Raw genomic sequence first — 16749 nt, forward strand, 5'->3', positions numbered from 1 at the left:
GATGCAACAATGGCGTTGCTGTGTGCTGATACCTACGTACAACAATGAGAAAACGTTGGCCCGGGTTCTGAAGGATGTATTGCGGTACACCTCCAATATCCTGGTTGTAAATGATGGCGCTACTGATAGTACTTCCCAAATCTTGGATGAGTTCCATGAAATTGAAGTGTTTCAGTTGGAGAAAAACCAAGGTAAGGGCAAGGCCCTTAAAACCGGATTTAAAGAGGCTTTGAAAAAGGGCTACGAATATGCCATAACTATGGATTCTGATGGGCAGCATTTTGCGGAGGACATTCCCGTGTTTCTGGATGCCTTGGAGTCCGAGACCACCAAAAACGTGCTCTACATAGGGGCAAGAAATATGACCCAGGCCGATGTACCAGGAAAAAGTAGTTTTGGCAACAAATTTTCCAATTTCTGGTTTTGGTTCGAGACCGGAACCTGGTTACAGGATACGCAATGCGGCTATCGCCTTTATCCACTAAAAGAGATCAAAAAATTATCGCTTTATACACCCAAGTTCGAATTTGAAATCGAGGTCATCGTAAAAGCCTCTTGGAAAGGCACCTTGGTTAAAAACGTTCCCGTCAAAATTTTATATGACGATGTAGACCGGGTCTCCCATTTTAGGACGGTCCCGGATTTTACACGGATAAGCATCCTCAATACATGGTTCGTAATCGTTACCATATTCTATATAAAACCGCGGGATTTTTTTAGAAAGATAAAAAAAAAGGGAGTCAAGAAATTCCTTTTGAACGATGTGCTGGGAAGTAACGATTCCCCTGCGAAGAAAGCGGGATCGATTGCCTTGGGGGTATTTATTGGCCTTAGTCCGTTTTGGGGCCTGCATACACTTTTGGTGCTTTTTTTATCCTTCTTATTGAAATTGAACAAACCCATTGCCTTCGCTTTTTCCAATGTTAGCCTTCCTCCCTTTATACCCTTCATAATACTTGCAAGCCTGCAGACCGGTAGCTGGATTTTAGGTGAATCCTTTACACTTTCATTGGATTCCATCAATGAGAATTTCGACTTTGTGATACACCTAAAGGCCTATCTTCTGGGAAGTTTGGTATTGGCCATTTTAGGTGCGGTACTTTTTGGTGGAATAGGCTATCTTACCCTTACATTTTTTGGAAAGCGGAAAATGGCCGTCAACAATGGGTGATTTCTTTTTTAGGGCATACCAACGAATACGAAAAAACAGGACAGTAAGTGTTTTTCTGCTACTACTTATAATTGCAGGACTAATAGTTTGTACTACCAGAGTCAATTTTAAGGATGACATCACGGCCCTCATACCTTCCAATCCGGAGTCTAGGCGCATCCAAAAAGTATTGAAGTCTATTGCCTTTACGGACAAAATCATTGTAAATATTGAAAAAAAGGAAGCAGGATCCGTAGAAGAACTTACCAAGTATGCCTCGGAATTCCTGGACAGCCTTCAAAATGGGTATTCAGATTATGTCAAGAACGTTCAAGGAAATGTCGCTGATGCGCAGGTATTGAACACGTTGGATCTGGTGTATAACAATCTTCCCGTTTTTTTGGACGAACCGGATTATGGTAGCATCGAACAAAAACTTTCAAACGATAGTATTGACGTACAAATGGCCCAAAACTATCGCACTTTGGTCTCCCCATCAGGAATAATTGCCAAAAAGAATATTCTCAAGGACCCGCTTGGACTTTCCTTCATTGCACTCAAAAAACTTCAAAAAATAGGTGTTGCCGAGGATTTTATCATCCGCGATGGTTTTTTGCTCAACAAGGAGGAGACCAATATCCTATTGTTCATCACGCCTACAAATCCTTCAAGTGCCACGGTGGAAAACCAACCCTTGGCCGAAGGCATGTATGACATTCAAAATAGCTTGAACGTATTATACGGCGGCAAAGTGGAAGCTTCGTTTTTTGGCGCGGCCTTGGTTGCAGTGGCCAATGCCCAGCAAGTAAAGAACGACATCCTATTTACGGTGAGCATCGCCATGATCGTCCTTCTTGTACTATTGATCTTGTTTTACAGACGCCTCGCCCTGCCCTTCATACTTTTTGCCCCAACACTTTTTGGGGCGCTTTTGGCGATGGCCCTATTGGCGATTTCACGGGAGTTCCTTTCGGCGGTCTCTTTGGGAATCGGGGCGATATTACTGGGGGTTACCCTGGACTATGCCCTGCATATTTTGACCCACATTCGCAAAGGCGAAGAATTGCAAACAATGTACCGGGAGGTGACTCCCTCCATTTTAATGAGCAGCCTTACGACGGCTTCGGCCTTTCTATGTCTGTTGTTTTTGGAATCCCAAGCGCTACAGGATTTGGGAGTTTTTGCATCGGTCAGTGTAGTGGGATCGGCTGTTTTTTCGTTGTTGTTCATCCCACAGGTATATGCTTTTGAGGGACATCGGCCCAAGGATTCCAACATATTGGAAAAAATGGCGGCTTTTGAATTCCATAAAAATAAATGGGCCATTGGCACTGTACTCTTGGGGAGTATACTGAGTATTTTTTTCTACAGCCGCGTGGGTTTTGACCAGGATATCGCAAAACTCAATTATGAATCCGAAGTGTTGAGCGCTGCGCGGAAAAAATTGGAGTCATTAACAGATCTGGAATCAAAATCGGTATACCTATCCACCTACGGGACCGAACAGGAAAAGGTATTACAGCAGAACGATGTCATTTATACCGACCTACTAAGACTGAAAAAAGAAGGAAAACTGGTCAATTTCACCTCTGTATCCAGCCTTGTTAAATCCGAAAAGACCCAAACCGATAAAATAAGGCAATGGCAGAAATTCTGGTCGCGACCCAGAAACGATTCCTTAAAGAAACAATTAAATAATAGCGCCGATGCTTTGGGCTTTAAGGAGGGTACCTTTCAACATTTTTACGATTGGCTCCAGGGTGATTTCAAACCCATGTCCTTATCCTCATTCAAGGAATTTCCGGCACTCAGTGTCGATGACTATCTTGTAACCGACAGCACAGGAACAACGGCCACTTCGCTCCTCAAATTGAACGAAGATCAATACCCTGGCATCAAAATCTACTTTGCCAATCATGAAAATACGCTTTTGATCAACCGAAAAGAGGTCAACGAATCCTTCCTGGGAACTTTAAAGGAAGACTTTAATCGTCTGCTCTGGCTGTCCCTACTCGCGGTTGTCATTATTCTGGCCCTATTTTACAGAAGCCTTTCGCTTACCCTGGTCACTGGTATACCCATTTTTTTAACATGGTTTTTGACCGTGGGGATCATGGGGATTTTGGATATCGAATTCAATATTTTCAATATCATCATCTGCAGTTTTATCTTTGGGCTGGGAGTGGATTATAGTATCTTCATTACCAACGGGTTGCTCATGGAGCACCGAACGGGCATTAAAACCCTCCCGACGCATAAAACTTCGATCATACTTTCGGTCATAACGACCATTGCCAGTGTAGGGGTAATGGTTTTTGCCAAACATCCCGCGCTGTTTTCTATATCCAGGGTATCCTTGATCGGGATTTTTTCAGCGGCTTTTGTGGCGTTCACCATTCAACCGCTATTGTTCCTGCTGTTTATCGGCACTAAAAACAAGCGGCCCATTTCACTGCGCTATTTTGTGCATTCCGTTCTTTCCTTTGCCTATTTTGGCCTGGGCGGACTCCTATTTTCTCTATATGCATGGGTAGTGACTTTGTTGAACCCAACCCAACCTAAAAAAGAGAACCTCGGTTTTCATAAGTCGGTTTCCAAGTTGATGAAATCGGTCTTATACACCAACCCTTTTGTCAAAAAGCAGGTGTTGAATCCTACTAAGGAAACTTTTGAAAAACCAGCAATGCTCATCGCCAACCATACCTCATTTTTGGATATTTTATGTATTGGGATGCTGCATCCCAAGATTATCTTCCTAGTAAACGATTGGGTCTACAACTCGCCTATTTTTGGAAAGGCAGCAAAGTTGGCAGGAGCCTATCCAGTCTCTGGCGGTGTGGAAAACGGGGAGGAATATGTGGCCGAAAAACTCCAACAAGGATTTTCCATCATCGCTTTCCCGGAGGGTACACGTTCCACATCCAACAAAATAAACAGGTTTCATAAAGGAGCATTTTATTTGGCCGAAAAATTCGGATTGGACATCATCCCCATTTTGATCCATGGGAATTCCGAAGTACTTCCAAAAGGCAGTTTTGTGATTAGGGACGGCAGTATCACGGTGAAAATCCTACCACGAATTGTACATGGGGACAAAAAATACGGGGAGAATTATACCGAACAGGCAAAAAAGATAGGCGCTTATTTTAGGAACGAATTTCAAAACATGCGTACGCATGTAGAAACCAAGGATTATTGGAGAAAAACCCTGTTGGAGCATTTTCGCTTTAAAGGGAAGACGCTATTTAATCGGGTAAAAATTGATTTGCAACAAAATGATGTATTCTATTATGATTTGCTAAGGTCAATTCCATCCAAAGGAAGTATCGTACATCTTTCCAAGGACGATGGACAGTTGGACCTACTCTTATCCATAGATTCTTCAGAACGTAAACTTCACTCATTTATAGAAAACAAGGTGGCTTCAACAGCCTTGAAACAGAATTTTCTCTACAATAATTATAGTAAAATAAACCTGTACGATACTCCAGAGGATGCATTAGCAAACGAGGCGGAAATTCTACTATTCAATTTGGATACATGCTCCTTTTCAGAATCTTTATTTGCGAAATTTGAGACCATATTTCTATTGAAACAGGGCAAACAGTTGAAGTATGCCGAAGTTTTACCCTTAGATTTTCTGGTTAAAGCGCAAAATGATAATTTTATTGTACTCAACAAAAACCTATCACATTGAATAAACAGTACGATGTCGTCATCATAGGTAGTGGTATGGGCGGACTCGTGGCCGCCAATATCATGGCCCGTGAGGGACTTACTGTTTGTGTGCTGGAAAAGAACAACCAATTTGGGGGCAATCTGCAGACCTTTGTAAGGGACCGTACCATATTCGATACCGGGGTCCATTATATTGGCGGATTGGCACCCGGACAAAACCTACATCGCTACTTCGACTATTTGGGTATTCTGGATGGTCTGCATCTGAGAAAAATGAACAGGGACGGGTTTGACATCATCACATTTGACAACGATGAAATTGCCTACCCGCATGCCCAAGGCTATGAAAACTTCATAGACCAACTGGCAAAACAATTTCCGCAGGAAAGAAAGGCTATTGAGATTTATTACAAAAAACTTAGGGAAATATGCCACAAGTTTCCGCTTTACAATTTGGAGGAAGGAAAGCCCTATGGAAACGACCCGGAGCTTTTTCAACAAACCGCGAAGGAATACATTGCCAGTATTACCCAAAACGAAAAGCTGCGTGCGGTTTTGGCAGGTTCCAATTTGTTGTACGCCGGCGACCCTGATAAAACTCCATTGTATGTACACGCCCTATCCATCAATTCCTATATTGAAAGTGCCTACAGATGTGCCGATGGGGGTAGCCAGATTACCAAATTATTGATCAGAAGGCTTAAGGAAAACGGCGGGGAGGCCTACAAGCACAGTGAGGTAACGGATATAACCTGTACAGGCAAGAAATTGGAATCGGTTACCCTAAAGAACAGCAAAAAAGTGTACGGCAATATCTTCATTTCCAACATAGAACCAAAGCATACCCTACGGATGATCGGGGAGGAGCACTTTAGAAAATCCTATAATCACCGCATCCAGAATATGGAGAGTATAATATCTGCCTTTAGCATTCATATTGTATTGAAACCGAAAACTTTTAAATACCTCAACAAAAACTATTACCATTTTAAGGATTATAGAAAGGTCTGGGACGCCCATAAGTATACCCAGGAAACCTGGCCGGAAACCTATATGGTCTCCATGGGGGTACGTAAAAATCAGGATGCATGGGCAGAGCAACTTACGGCCATTACCTACATGCGATATGAGGAGGTAAAAGAATGGGAAAACACCTTTAATACGGTAGCCCATACACGTGACCGCGGAAAAAGTTATGAGGAATTTAAAAAGCACAAAACAGCCGTGTTTCTGAAGGAACTGGAGAAAAAATTTCCGAATATCAGGGAGTGTATCCGGTCCGTATATGCTTCCACCCCACTATCGTATAGGGACTACATAGGGAATCATCAAGGATCCATGTACGGTTACGTAAAGGACGTTAACGACCCTTTAAAATCCTTTATTTCGCCCCGCACCAAAATCGAAAACCTGTATTTAACGGGGCAAAGCCTGAACATGCATGGCATTCTAGGTGTCACTATCAGTGGTGTGGTTACCTGCTCCGAGATTTTGGGAGGTTCCTATTTGATCAACAAGATTACCGATACACTTGCGAAAAAGGCCAACGAAAAAATGACCGTCTAATGGGCACGTTTAAAACAACTCCAATTACAGTTTTGGAAACTATTTCCAAGGAAGATTTTATCCGAAATTATTACAAGCCCCAGAAACCTGTGTTGCTGAAGGGCCTGACCAAAGATTGGCCCGCCTATAGAAAATGGTCCTTGGATTATATTCAAGGAAAGGCGGGCGACCAAATCGTGCCTTTGTACAACAACGAACCGGCCAAGGACAAACAAAGTGTATACGCGCCCGTGGAGGAAATGAAATTGGCGGATTATATTGAAATACTGAAAACCAAGCCTACGGACCTTCGGATTTTCTTTTATGAAATCCTGAAAAAAATGCCCGAACTAACCAACGATTTTGAGTACCCGGATATAGGTCTAAAATTTTTTAAAAAACTACCCGCACTGTTCTTTGGTGGTGGGGAGTCCAAGGTTTTTATGCATTATGATATCGATTTACCGGATAGCATGCATTTTCACTTTGACGGTCATAAGCATGTGACCTTGTTCTCTCCAGAGCAGACAAAGTATCTGTATCGGGTGCCGTATTCCATCCATAACCTGGAATCCATCGATATGGACAATCCCGATTTTGAAAAATATCCAGCATTACAATATGCCGAAGGAATTACCGCCAACATGGAACATGGCGATGCCCTTTTTATGCCCAGTGGCTATTGGCACTACATAAAATATCTGGATGGCGGCTTTTCCATGACGCTCCGCGCGCTTCCCCGAAACCCCAAAAGATTCGCTAACATGCTCTATAATGTATTGGTCATGCGCAATTTCGACAACTTTACCCGAAAGCATTGGGGACAAAAATGGTTGGATTACAAAGACCGTATTGCCATAAAAAAGACACATAAAAACCTAGTGAACCTTTCATAATTGGAAAATTACAAGCCATTATTGCGAGTTTTTTGGATGCCGATGTGCATGGCACTATGCGTATCCTGTGGGGTTTCCAAATCCTTACGGGAGAAACCCGATGTCTCCCTGTATCAAACCGAAATTCCGGCACGTGAAAAAATAAACGATTCCACCTTTACCATTGCCCATAATTTCCTGCGAAAGAACCGCCAAGGTCTATGGGAACTTAAGGTTAGTGGAAATCCCTTGGAACTGGGGCTAAAAACAGGTAGTCTCACACAAGAATTGTTCAATGAACAGGAAGATATCTTTGTAAAAAAAATAGATGAACTGGTACCCTCCAAGGGCTATCAGAATTTGCTTCGTAAGTTTTTGGCCTGGTTCAACCGTAAAATGTACCTCAATATTGATTCGCAATTTAAGGCGGAACTTTATGGGGTCTCCCAGTATGCCTCCCCCAAATATGATTACATAGCCAAACCCTACCAACGGGTCATGTATTTTCACGGGGCCCATGATATTGGTCATGCCTTACAGGATTTGGCCTTGGTAGGCTGCTCCTCCTTTGCGGCTTGGGGAGATAGCACTGAGGATGGTAAATTATTGATCGGCAGGAATTTCGACTTCTACGCCGGGGATGCCTTTGCAAAGAATAAAATCATTGCGTTTGTAGCGCCTAATCAAGGTTACAAGTTTATGTCGGTCACCTGGGGCGGTATGATCGGCGTGGTCTCCGGGATGAACGATCAAGGGTTGACCGTGACCATCAATGCCGGAAAGTCCGAATTTCCCCTAATTGCCAAAACTCCTGTTTCATTGGTCACCCGTGAAATTTTACAATATGCCTCCACCATTGATGAGGCCATTGAAATTGCCAAGAAACGGGAAGTCTTTGTTTCGGAATCCATATTCGTGGGAAGCGCCAAGGACAAAAAAGCGGCTATCATTGAGGTCTCTCCCAAGAATTTCGGGGTCTATGAAGTGGAAAATTCCGATCAGTTGATCTGTGCCAACCACTTCCAAAGTGCTGCCTATGCAAATGATAAAAAAAATCAGAAACATATTTTGGAAAGCCATTCCCAATACCGATACGAACGCATGGAAGAACTTTTGAAGGAAACACCCAAAATCGGCCCAGAAGATGTGGTTTCCATATTGCGGAACAAAGAGGGCTTGGACGAGGAAAAAATAGGGTACGGAAATGAAAAGGCATTGAACCAATTGTTGGCCCACCATGGCATTGTTTTTCAGCCCGAAGATTTATTGGTCTGGGTATCCAGCAACCCCTATCAGTTGGGCGAATTTGTGGCCTATGACCTAAACGAGGTATTTAATCTTTCCGCATTTGCCGATGCTCCTATAGCCGAAACGGAACGCAATATTTCCAAAGATCCCTTTTTACAAAGCGAAGCTTACCTGAATTACGAACGATATAGAATTTTGAGAGATGAAATAGAGGATGTTATTTCCAATGAAGCCCATGTGGAGCAAACCAAATTGAAAAAATTGGTGCAACTAAACCCTTATTTCTGGGAAGGCTATTATCTGGCAGGATTGTATAATCACAACAAGGGCTACGATTTGGTAGCTAAAGGCTATTTTGAAAAGGCCTTGGAATTGGAAATTACTACTGTTCCAGATCGGGAAAATGTGGAGAAGTATCTTCGTAAACTACGATGACTAGGAACTCCTAAAAAATAACCCCGATATCCATAAAGGGAACCGGGGCTTATCAAAACTTTGATTTAATTTATTTTCCCAACATCAAGAGTTCATTGCAACGGATTTCCGTAATATAACGCTTGTCACCTTCCTTAGTCTCATAAGAGCGATGGGTCAGTTTACCTTCTACGGCCACTTGCTTTCCTTTCGTCAAATAATTTTCCACGATTTCCGCTGTCTTGCCCCAAGCTACTATGTTATGCCATTGGGTGTCGTCTACTTTCTCGCCTTTGGCATTTTTGTAGCTCTCTGTAGTGGCCAATGAAAATTTGGCCAATTTGGTACCATTCTCCATGGTTACGATTTCTGGGTCTTGACCCAAGTTTCCAATCAACTGTACTTTGTTTTTAAGTGCATTCATAATTTTATTTTTAGCGTTAAACAGTTAATACTATCGAACTGCTTTTGTTCGACGGGACAAACGTATAACCACTTCAAATCGGTACTCGGTTTTAAAACACTTATTTTCGTTTGTAATCGTTTATTGTCGTTTGTAAACTTTTATTTACTTGAATATAAGTTTCTTATACAAATCACAAATGATAAGATTTTTTCAAAAAAGAAGAGTTTTTTTCAAATTTTTTAAAACAACAGGGTAAATTTTAATTCAAAAAAAATTAAATTTATGAGGTTCTCGAATTATCCAAAACAATGGGAATAGATTCACGACCTAGATTCGAATTTGAACCTCATCACAAAGCTTAATGAGTATACCTATGAAAACACTCTATTCTCTTATAAGTTCTCTTTTATTAGTGCTCACCACCCAGGGTCTGTTTTCACAACGTTTGCAAGTGAGCACCAACGGGCGGTATTTGGTGACCCAAGAAAACGAACCTTTCTTTTGGTTGGCGGATACGGCCTGGGAACTATTTCATCGATGCGATGAAAAACAGGCTGCCCTGTACCTATCAAAAAGAGCGGAACAGGGATTCAATATCATACAAGCGGTGGCGCTGGCAGAACTGGATGGGTTGAACGACCCTAACCCGTATGGAGAAACACCCTTGAATAACAACGACCCAACATCTCCAAACGAGGCTTATTTTCAGCATGTGGACCGTATCATCCAAATGGCGGATTCCTTAGGACTTTATATAGCCTTGCTTCCCACTTGGGGTGATAAGGTCAACACCAAGGAGTGGGGTGTTGGTCCGGAAATCTTCCATCCGAAAAACGCCTACTCATTTGGTGAATGGATGGGAAACCGATACAAGGATTTCGAGAATATCATTTGGGTCATCGGGGGAGATAGAAACCCTAGGAACGAAAGTGATGACGTACTTATTTGGAACCAAATGGCCGAAGGCATCGTCAAAGGTGCCGGTGGCTATGACCGAACCTTAATGACCTATCATCCACAACCGACCCAAAATGGAGGTTCTTCCACTTGGTTTCACGATCAAAAATGGTTGGATTTCAATATGCATCAAACGGGACACTGTGCAAATAAAGGCACGTACAAACACATCCAACACGATTATGCGCTTGTTCCCGTAAAGCCCGTTTTGGACGGAGAGCCACTCTATGAAGATCATCCAAATTGTTTCAATGCCAAGGAGCTTGGTTATAGTTCCGCCGAGGATATCAGAAGAATCATGTATTGGAACATTTTTGCAGGAGCTTTTGGACAATCCTATGGATGCCATGACGTTTGGCAGATGTACACTCCGGACAAGGAACCTATAAACGGACCCTTGCGCCCATGGACCGCCGCTTTGGACATGCCCATGGCCAATCAGGTAAAGTATCTTAAAAATTTAATGCTGTCCAGACCCTACCTAACCCGTATACCCGACCAAGGTATAATTCATGGTGAACAAGCGGAGAACAATGATTACAAGATTGCCACGCGAGATCAAAATGGTAGCTATGCCATGGTATATATGCCTACTGGCGGAAAAGTTGATTTGGATGTGACCGCATTGACTTCCAACAAATTGACAGCTTGGTGGTATGACCCCAGAACGGGGAATAGCTTTTTGGGCGGTGAAGTGTTGAAATCGGACCACGTAACCATTAACGCGCCCACCTCCGGTAAAGGCCATGATTGGGTGTTGGTGCTGGATGCCACTCAAACCGAGTTTTCCGCGCCAGGAAAGGTAGGTAATTCCCAACCTTGAAAATATAGGAACAACTCCGTAATTTTTCCTATCTTAAAAGCTTCAAAATACGAACTCCCTATGGATTTAAACGTGACCGATAATCCGGACAAAAAGAGATACGAGGCCAACGTTGAAGGCTCAACGGCCTTTATTGAATACATTAAGGCAAATGATAAAATCTACCTCACCCATACGGAAGTACCAACGGCCTTGGAAGGTAAGGGCATCGGTTCATCGCTCGTCTTAAAAGTATTGGAAGACGTAGAACGACAGGATTTGACCCTTGTTCCCCTGTGCCCCTTCGTAGCGATGTACTTAAAAAAACATCCCGAATGGAAAAAATTGGTCATGAAAGGCATCAACATTGAATAATCGAATTGTATGGATAAAGAAATCGTAAAGGAATACACCAACGGAGAACTGACCGTGGTGTGGAAACCAAAAAAATGCATTCACTCAGAGGTCTGTGTAAAAACCCTCCCAGAGGTATATGACCCCAACGGAAAACCTTGGATTACCCCGGAAAATGCCAGCACGGAGTCTTTGAAATCCCAAATCGAGGCATGTCCATCCGGAGCTTTGACCTTCTATATGAACGGTAGTACAAAGGAAGCGTCTGAAAATACCGAAGAAGGACAAAAAACGGCGATAGCCGTACTTGCCAACGGTCCCCTACGCGTGTCTGGCAATTTGCAGATACAATTGGTTTCCGGAGAAACGGTACAAAAAGAAGGAACCACGGGCTTTTGTAGATGTGGTGCTTCAGAAAACAAACCTTTTTGCGATGGATCACATCGAAAAATACAATTCATCGGATAACCGAGATAAAAACAAAGCAACCTTATGGAACTAGCCATACATAACTGGATGCGGGCAGAATCCCTGGAACATACCTTGGGCCGTATTGCCAAGCTGGGATATACCCGTCTGGAAATCCAGGGCACCCCGGAAAACTATGATGCAAAAAAAATAAAACCTGTCATGGACGACCATGGCATACAATGCTGGGGTTCCGTTACCTTAATGTTGGAAGAGCGAAACTTATTGGCGAAGGACCCCGCGCAGCGTAAAATGTCCGTGCAGTATGTGAAGGATGTAGCCAAAATGGTATATGACCTTGGTGGTTCCGTGATCTCGCTGGTTCCTGCAACGGTCGGTAAAATTATCCCGGATGCCACCCCGGAACAGGAATGGGAGTGGGCCGTTGAAGGCGTGAAGGAAATCTATGCCTATACCGAGGATTTAGGGCTGAAAATAGGCATAGAACCTATCAACCGATTTGAAACCTATTTTATCAATCGGGGCGGACAGGCATTGGCCCTTGCAGAGGCCGTAGGACCCAATTGCGGGGTGTGCTTGGACACCTTTCACATGAACATTGAGGAGGTGGACATGTTCGAAACGATGAAAAAAGTGGGCGACCGCTTGGTAAACTTCCATGTGGCGGACAATAACCGCATGGCGCCCGGCATGGGCCATTTGGACTGGGCACGAATCATACGCACGCTGAACGAGATCAATTATGACCAGGTACTCTCGGTTGAGTTCTGCGCCCCCTTGGATAGGACCCCGGCCAATCCCTTCCCCAATTCCATCGATACTGACCCGGAAGGCTTGACCGCTGAACAGAAGAAATTTTTGGAAGATCATGGCAGTTCCGCCGTTACGGATGAATTCTATACCATGCTGACGAAAAAATCCATGGAAACATTGACCAAACTGATCAATAAATGAAAATAGCGAATATTGAGGCTTTCTGGTTGCGTTGTCCCATCCCCAAGGAAAAGCAACATTTTAGCGATTACGGACTGCTGACCAATTTTGATATGACACTGGTGGTAGTCACCACGGATACCGGTCTACAAGGTTTTGGGGAGGCCAAGGCCGCGGTGGGATCCTCGGGATCCTGTGCGAGTATTGTTAGTTGTATCGAGAACGAACTAAAACCCCAACTAGTGGGGCAGGATGCCCGAAATATTTCTCGAATCTGGGAGATGGTCTATAACGGAACTCGTGACCACTATTCCTTGTCCCGAGGTCGTAAGTTTCCTATTTTAGGCCGACGGGGACTTACCATTTCCGCCCTTAGTGGTATCGATACCGCCCTTTGGGATATCAAGGGAAAGGCCCTCAACGCTCCGGTGGTGGATCTGTTGGGCGGTAGTTGCCGAGAGAAAATGGAAGCCTACGCCAGCGGTGGATGGGCCAAAGTGGATGCCATTGGGGAGCAATTGAAAGGGTACACCGCCAAAGGTTTTTCGGGGGTGAAAATGCGTGTGGGCATCATGGACGAGACCGTAATAGCGAGCGTGGATCGCGTAAAGGCCGCACGTGAAGCCTTGGGCGATGCTATCAAGTTGATGACGGATGCCCACGGCACCTTCAGCGTGCCGGAGGCCAAACAGTTCTGTCGTGGTGTGGCCGATTGCAACTTGTATTGGTTCGAGGAACCCATCAACCCAGATAACAAAATAGGGACCGCCGCAGTGCGTTCCCAGACCCATATTCCCATCGCTGCCGGGGAAAGCGAATATACGGCCTTTGACATCAGGGATATGATCGCGGAACGGGCCTTGGATGTCATCCAGCCCGATTGTGCCATTATCGGCGGTATCACGGAGGCCATGCGTGTATCGCAATTGGCCCATACCTATCAGTTGGAACTGGCACCGCATTGTTGGGGATCTGCCTTTTCCTTTATGGCCGGACTATCGGTGGCCTTTGCCTCGCCTTCGGCTAATGTCATTGAATTTTCCTTGGGTGGAAACCCCATGATGTACGACCTGGTGAAAGAACATATTAGTGTGGACCAAAACGGCATGATCGCCGCTCCGGACAGACCCGGTTTGGGCCTGACGCCCAATTGGGATTTTGTAAAAGAATTTAAACAATAAGATCCATGGCAAAAGCAGTAAAAATCAATCATGTAGCCTTGGTGGTGAGCAATTTGGAGGAAGCTTGTGAATTTTATGAGCATGAACTGGGCCTGGAACCCATTCCCGCATTTTTGTTCGACTACCCAACGGCCTTTTTCAAGTTCAATGAGGAGCAACAGCTACACCTGACCGAATGGGAAGATACCTACTCCTTTCGAGGACATTTGTGCGTTACCGTAGACGATATCAACGCGGTTTTCTTCAGAATGAAGGAACTGGGAGTCATTGACATCCAACCTTGGGGAAAGGTGCGCCAACTGCCCGATGGTGCTATCCAGATGTTCGTGCGGGATCCATCGGGCAACTTGGTGGAAATATCCTCGGACCCGGACGATAAGGATAAAATCGACCCTAAGATTTTTGAGGACGAATTATACCAAGAAGGAATTTATGTGTCCGGAAGGAACGATTTTAGGGGATACAAGACCAAGGATGCCACCTTATATCACAATAAATAAATGCCTAAAAACATCCTTTTATTGGAAACCGTAGCCGAGGAAGCCATGCAGGTTTTGGAATCGGCCGAGGATATGAACATCCTAACCGGTTTTGACCCAGCTTCTTTGGAAAGGCATCTTTCCGAGAACGAAATTCATGCCATTATCACCCGGGGAAAAGGTCAGGTACGGTCATCCCTAATAGCATCCCTCCCCAAATTGGAAGTCATTTCAAGATGTGGCGTTGGCTTGGACAACATCGATGTCTCAGCGGCGACCGAACAAGGCATCAAGGTCGTAAATGCGCCCAATTCCAACGCCAATACCATTGCGGAACACACCATTTCCCTGTTATTGGTACTGCAAAGGAACCTTTACAATGCCATCACCCTGGTGAAGGAAGACCGATGGCAAGATCGTGGCGGTTATGTGGGCGACGAACTGCACGGGAAGACCTTGGGTATTTTGGGGATGGGCAACATCGGTAAAAAAGTTGCCAAAATTGCCGATGCCCTAGGTATGGAAGTCATTTATTGGAGCTCAAAACAGGAAGAAGTCCCCTACCCTTTTAGGGATTTGGATGATGTCCTGAAAACTTCGGATTGCATCAGTCTGCACCTACCCCTTACAAAGGAAACGGAAAATCTCATCGATGCCCAAGCACTATCAAAAATGAAACCATCGGCCCTAATCATCAATACCGCCCGGGGCAAGATCATTGACCAAACGGCACTGACCGAAGCACTCTACGCCAACCGATTGGGCGGTTTTGCCGCCGATGTACTATCCGAAGAACCGCCAAAAACGAACGACCCTTTATTAAAACTGCCCAATACCTACATTACCGCGCACGTGGGTAGCCTCACCAAAACGACCTATGATTTTATGTGCATGTTCACGGTACAAAATACCCTGGCAATCCTTCGGGACGAAATGCCCGCCAACAATTGCATCTATAACTTGAAGGAATTAAAAGATTCAAACCGATAAGAATGAAGTATCAATCCAAACCAACCCTTCTTTTCTTCCTGTTCCTATTGTCTTGTATTTCAGCGAATTCCCAAATTCTTGTGAATCAAGACCGATTGGAACAACGGATTTTCGATTTGGCAAAATTCGGACTTCAGGAAAATGGCGAAACGGAGCGGGTCGCTTTTAGTGATGCCGATTTGGAAGCCCATCAATGGGTAATAAATGAACTTACAAAAATGGGGCTTGATACCCATACCGATTTTGCAGGGAACATAGTGGCGACCAGGTCGGGTACAAAAAAGAACATAAAACCCATCGTTTTCGGGTCGCACATAGATCGTGTCCCAAACGGAGGTAATTACGATGGCTGTGTGGGCTCCATGGCCGCTTTGGAGGTGATTAAGACCTTGAACGAAAACAATATCAAAACAAAACACCCGCTTCAGGTCATCATCTTCTCCAACGAGGAAGGCGGTGTTATGGGTAGCAGGGCCATTGCCGGACATTTGGGCAAGAGTGCCCTAGGCGTTAAAAATTCCACGGGCTACACCATGGGCGAAGGCATCATGCGTTTGGGCGGGGACACTACCCGACTTGCGGAGGTTGTACGAAAAGAGGGTGACGTGGCCGCATTTTTGGAGCTTCACATTGAACAGGGAGGCATCCTTGAAAAGGAAAATTTGGAAATTGGGGTGGTAGAGGGTATTGTGGGACTTAAATGGTGGGATGTCGTATTTACAGGTTTTGCCAACCATGCAGGCACCACGCCCATGGATGCCAGACAGGATGCGCTATTAGCAGCGGCAAAATTCATCGTTGCCGTAAAGGAAATCACCAACAGCTTTGACGGGGCCCAAGTAGGTACGGTGGGACGGATAAAAGCGGAGCCAGGTGCGCCAAATGTAATTCCTGGAAAGGTAACCGCCAGCTTGGAAATACGGGATCTCTCATCGGATGTAATCCAAAAGGTGTATCAGGCCATTAAAACCAAAACGGAAGAAATTGCAGCTTCCTCAAATGTCACGGTGGAATTCCGTCCCTTGGATACAACTGCGGACCCTGCCATTATGAATTCGGAAGTACAAAAAATCATTGCCGAAAATGCCAAATCCTTGGGATTGACCTATAAATATATGCCCAGCGGAGCGGGACACGATGCCCAGGATATGGCCATCCTTGCCCCCACGGGAATGATCTTTGTTCCAAGTAAGGGAGGTATAAGCCACTCCCCCAAGGAATTTACTTCTGCAAAGGATATGGCCAATGGGGCCAATGTGCTCTTGAAATCCTTATTGGAGTTGGATAAAAAATTGGATTAATTGGGAT

At 44.5% G+C, this 16749-nt stretch carries 14 protein-coding genes; 13 read left to right on the plus strand and 1 reads right to left on the minus strand.

The window, feature by feature from the left end; genetic code table 11:
• Nucleotide 1 precedes the first annotated feature (1 nt).
• Genes FEK29_RS08305 through FEK29_RS08325 form a run of 5 tightly spaced genes read left to right on the plus strand, consistent with a single transcriptional unit; the run spans nt 2 to nt 8931 of the window.
• Entirely contained in the window at nt 2-1171 is a 1170-nt protein-coding gene (locus FEK29_RS08305) for a DUF2062 domain-containing protein (protein ID WP_138258005.1), read from the plus strand.
• Nucleotides 1164-4847 carry an MMPL family transporter gene (locus tag FEK29_RS08310; protein ID WP_138257956.1) on the plus strand — a complete coding sequence of 1228 codons (3684 nt, stop codon included), beginning with the start codon at nt 1164-1166 and terminating at the stop codon, nt 4845-4847. The genes FEK29_RS08305 and FEK29_RS08310 overlap by 8 nt, the downstream gene beginning before the upstream one ends.
• The gene (locus FEK29_RS08315) at nt 4844-6394 is read left to right on the plus strand and encodes a phytoene desaturase family protein (RefSeq protein ID WP_138257957.1); all 1551 of its coding nucleotides are present in this window, start codon (nt 4844-4846) and stop codon (nt 6392-6394) included. Before FEK29_RS08310 ends, FEK29_RS08315 begins: the two co-directional genes overlap by 4 nt.
• Complete coding sequence (locus FEK29_RS08320) at nt 6394-7269, plus strand: cupin-like domain-containing protein (protein ID WP_138257958.1); 876 nt, start codon at nt 6394-6396, stop codon at nt 7267-7269. Before FEK29_RS08315 ends, FEK29_RS08320 begins: the two co-directional genes overlap by 1 nt.
• A 48-nt stretch (nt 7270-7317) precedes the next feature.
• Nucleotides 7318-8931: a C45 family autoproteolytic acyltransferase/hydolase gene (locus FEK29_RS08325; RefSeq protein ID WP_240042698.1), complete on the plus strand. Its 1614-nt coding sequence runs from the start codon at nt 7318-7320 to the stop codon at nt 8929-8931.
• 70 nt (nt 8932-9001) lie between these two features.
• On the opposite strand, the gene FEK29_RS08330 is transcribed toward FEK29_RS08325, so the two are convergent.
• Complete coding sequence (locus tag FEK29_RS08330) at nt 9002-9334, minus strand: single-stranded DNA-binding protein (protein ID WP_138257959.1); 333 nt, start codon at nt 9332-9334, stop codon at nt 9002-9004.
• A 355-nt stretch (nt 9335-9689) separates the two neighbouring features.
• On the opposite strand from FEK29_RS08330, the gene FEK29_RS08335 reads away from it, so the two are divergent.
• From FEK29_RS08335 to FEK29_RS08370, 8 genes are read left to right on the plus strand one after another with little or no spacing between them, the layout of a single operon-like run.
• Nucleotides 9690-11096: a glycoside hydrolase family 140 protein gene (locus tag FEK29_RS08335; RefSeq protein ID WP_138257960.1), complete on the plus strand. Its 1407-nt coding sequence runs from the start codon at nt 9690-9692 to the stop codon at nt 11094-11096.
• Nucleotides 11097-11156: 60 nt separating this feature from the next.
• On the plus strand, nt 11157-11450 hold the full coding sequence (locus FEK29_RS08340; RefSeq protein WP_138257961.1) for a GNAT family N-acetyltransferase: 294 nt from the start codon (nt 11157-11159) through the stop codon (nt 11448-11450).
• Between the two features lie 9 nt (nt 11451-11459).
• Nucleotides 11460-11897 (plus strand): (4Fe-4S)-binding protein, encoded by a 438-nt coding sequence (locus tag FEK29_RS08345; RefSeq protein WP_138257962.1) that lies wholly within the window; start codon nt 11460-11462, stop codon nt 11895-11897.
• Nucleotides 11898-11921: 24 nt separating this feature from the next.
• Nucleotides 11922-12812 carry a sugar phosphate isomerase/epimerase family protein gene (locus FEK29_RS08350; RefSeq protein WP_138257963.1) on the plus strand — a complete coding sequence of 297 codons (891 nt, stop codon included), beginning with the start codon at nt 11922-11924 and terminating at the stop codon, nt 12810-12812.
• Nucleotides 12809-13972: a mandelate racemase/muconate lactonizing enzyme family protein gene (locus FEK29_RS08355; protein ID WP_138257964.1), complete on the plus strand. Its 1164-nt coding sequence runs from the start codon at nt 12809-12811 to the stop codon at nt 13970-13972. Before FEK29_RS08350 ends, FEK29_RS08355 begins: the two co-directional genes overlap by 4 nt.
• A 5-nt stretch (nt 13973-13977) precedes the next feature.
• Nucleotides 13978-14472, plus strand: coding sequence for a VOC family protein (locus FEK29_RS08360; protein ID WP_138257965.1), 495 nt, complete (start codon nt 13978-13980; stop codon nt 14470-14472).
• On the plus strand, nt 14473-15441 hold the full coding sequence (locus FEK29_RS08365) for an NAD(P)-dependent oxidoreductase (protein WP_138257966.1): 969 nt from the start codon (nt 14473-14475) through the stop codon (nt 15439-15441). It abuts the gene before it with no gap.
• Nucleotides 15442-15443: 2 nt separating this feature from the next.
• Nucleotides 15444-16742, plus strand: coding sequence for a Zn-dependent hydrolase (locus FEK29_RS08370; protein WP_138257967.1), 1299 nt, complete (start codon nt 15444-15446; stop codon nt 16740-16742).
• The last annotated feature ends 7 nt before the right edge of the window (nt 16743-16749 follow it).

It is taken from the genome of Maribacter aurantiacus, from assembly GCF_005780245.1.
Taxonomy (GTDB): domain Bacteria; phylum Bacteroidota; class Bacteroidia; order Flavobacteriales; family Flavobacteriaceae; genus Maribacter; species Maribacter flavus.

Coding starts and splice junctions, on each gene's coding strand:
- FEK29_RS08360 (WP_138257965.1), top strand. CDS start 13,978: ATGGCAAAAGCAGTAAAAATCAATCATGTAGCCTTGGTGGTGAGCAAT.
- FEK29_RS08370 (WP_138257967.1), top strand. CDS start 15,444: ATGAAGTATCAATCCAAACCAACCCTTCTTTTCTTCCTGTTCCTATTG.
- FEK29_RS08365 (WP_138257966.1), top strand. CDS start 14,473: ATGCCTAAAAACATCCTTTTATTGGAAACCGTAGCCGAGGAAGCCATG.
- FEK29_RS08320 (WP_138257958.1), top strand. CDS start 6,394: ATGGGCACGTTTAAAACAACTCCAATTACAGTTTTGGAAACTATTTCC.
- FEK29_RS08340 (WP_138257961.1), top strand. CDS start 11,157: ATGGATTTAAACGTGACCGATAATCCGGACAAAAAGAGATACGAGGCC.
- FEK29_RS08325 (WP_240042698.1), top strand. CDS start 7,318: ATGGCACTATGCGTATCCTGTGGGGTTTCCAAATCCTTACGGGAGAAA.
- FEK29_RS08345 (WP_138257962.1), top strand. CDS start 11,460: ATGGATAAAGAAATCGTAAAGGAATACACCAACGGAGAACTGACCGTG.
- FEK29_RS08330 (WP_138257959.1), bottom strand. CDS start 9,334: ATGAATGCACTTAAAAACAAAGTACAGTTGATTGGAAACTTGGGTCAA.
- FEK29_RS08310 (WP_138257956.1), top strand. CDS start 1,164: ATGGGTGATTTCTTTTTTAGGGCATACCAACGAATACGAAAAAACAGG.
- FEK29_RS08335 (WP_138257960.1), top strand. CDS start 9,690: ATGAAAACACTCTATTCTCTTATAAGTTCTCTTTTATTAGTGCTCACC.
- FEK29_RS08350 (WP_138257963.1), top strand. CDS start 11,922: ATGGAACTAGCCATACATAACTGGATGCGGGCAGAATCCCTGGAACAT.
- FEK29_RS08355 (WP_138257964.1), top strand. CDS start 12,809: ATGAAAATAGCGAATATTGAGGCTTTCTGGTTGCGTTGTCCCATCCCC.
- FEK29_RS08305 (WP_138258005.1), top strand. CDS start 2: ATGCAACAATGGCGTTGCTGTGTGCTGATACCTACGTACAACAATGAG.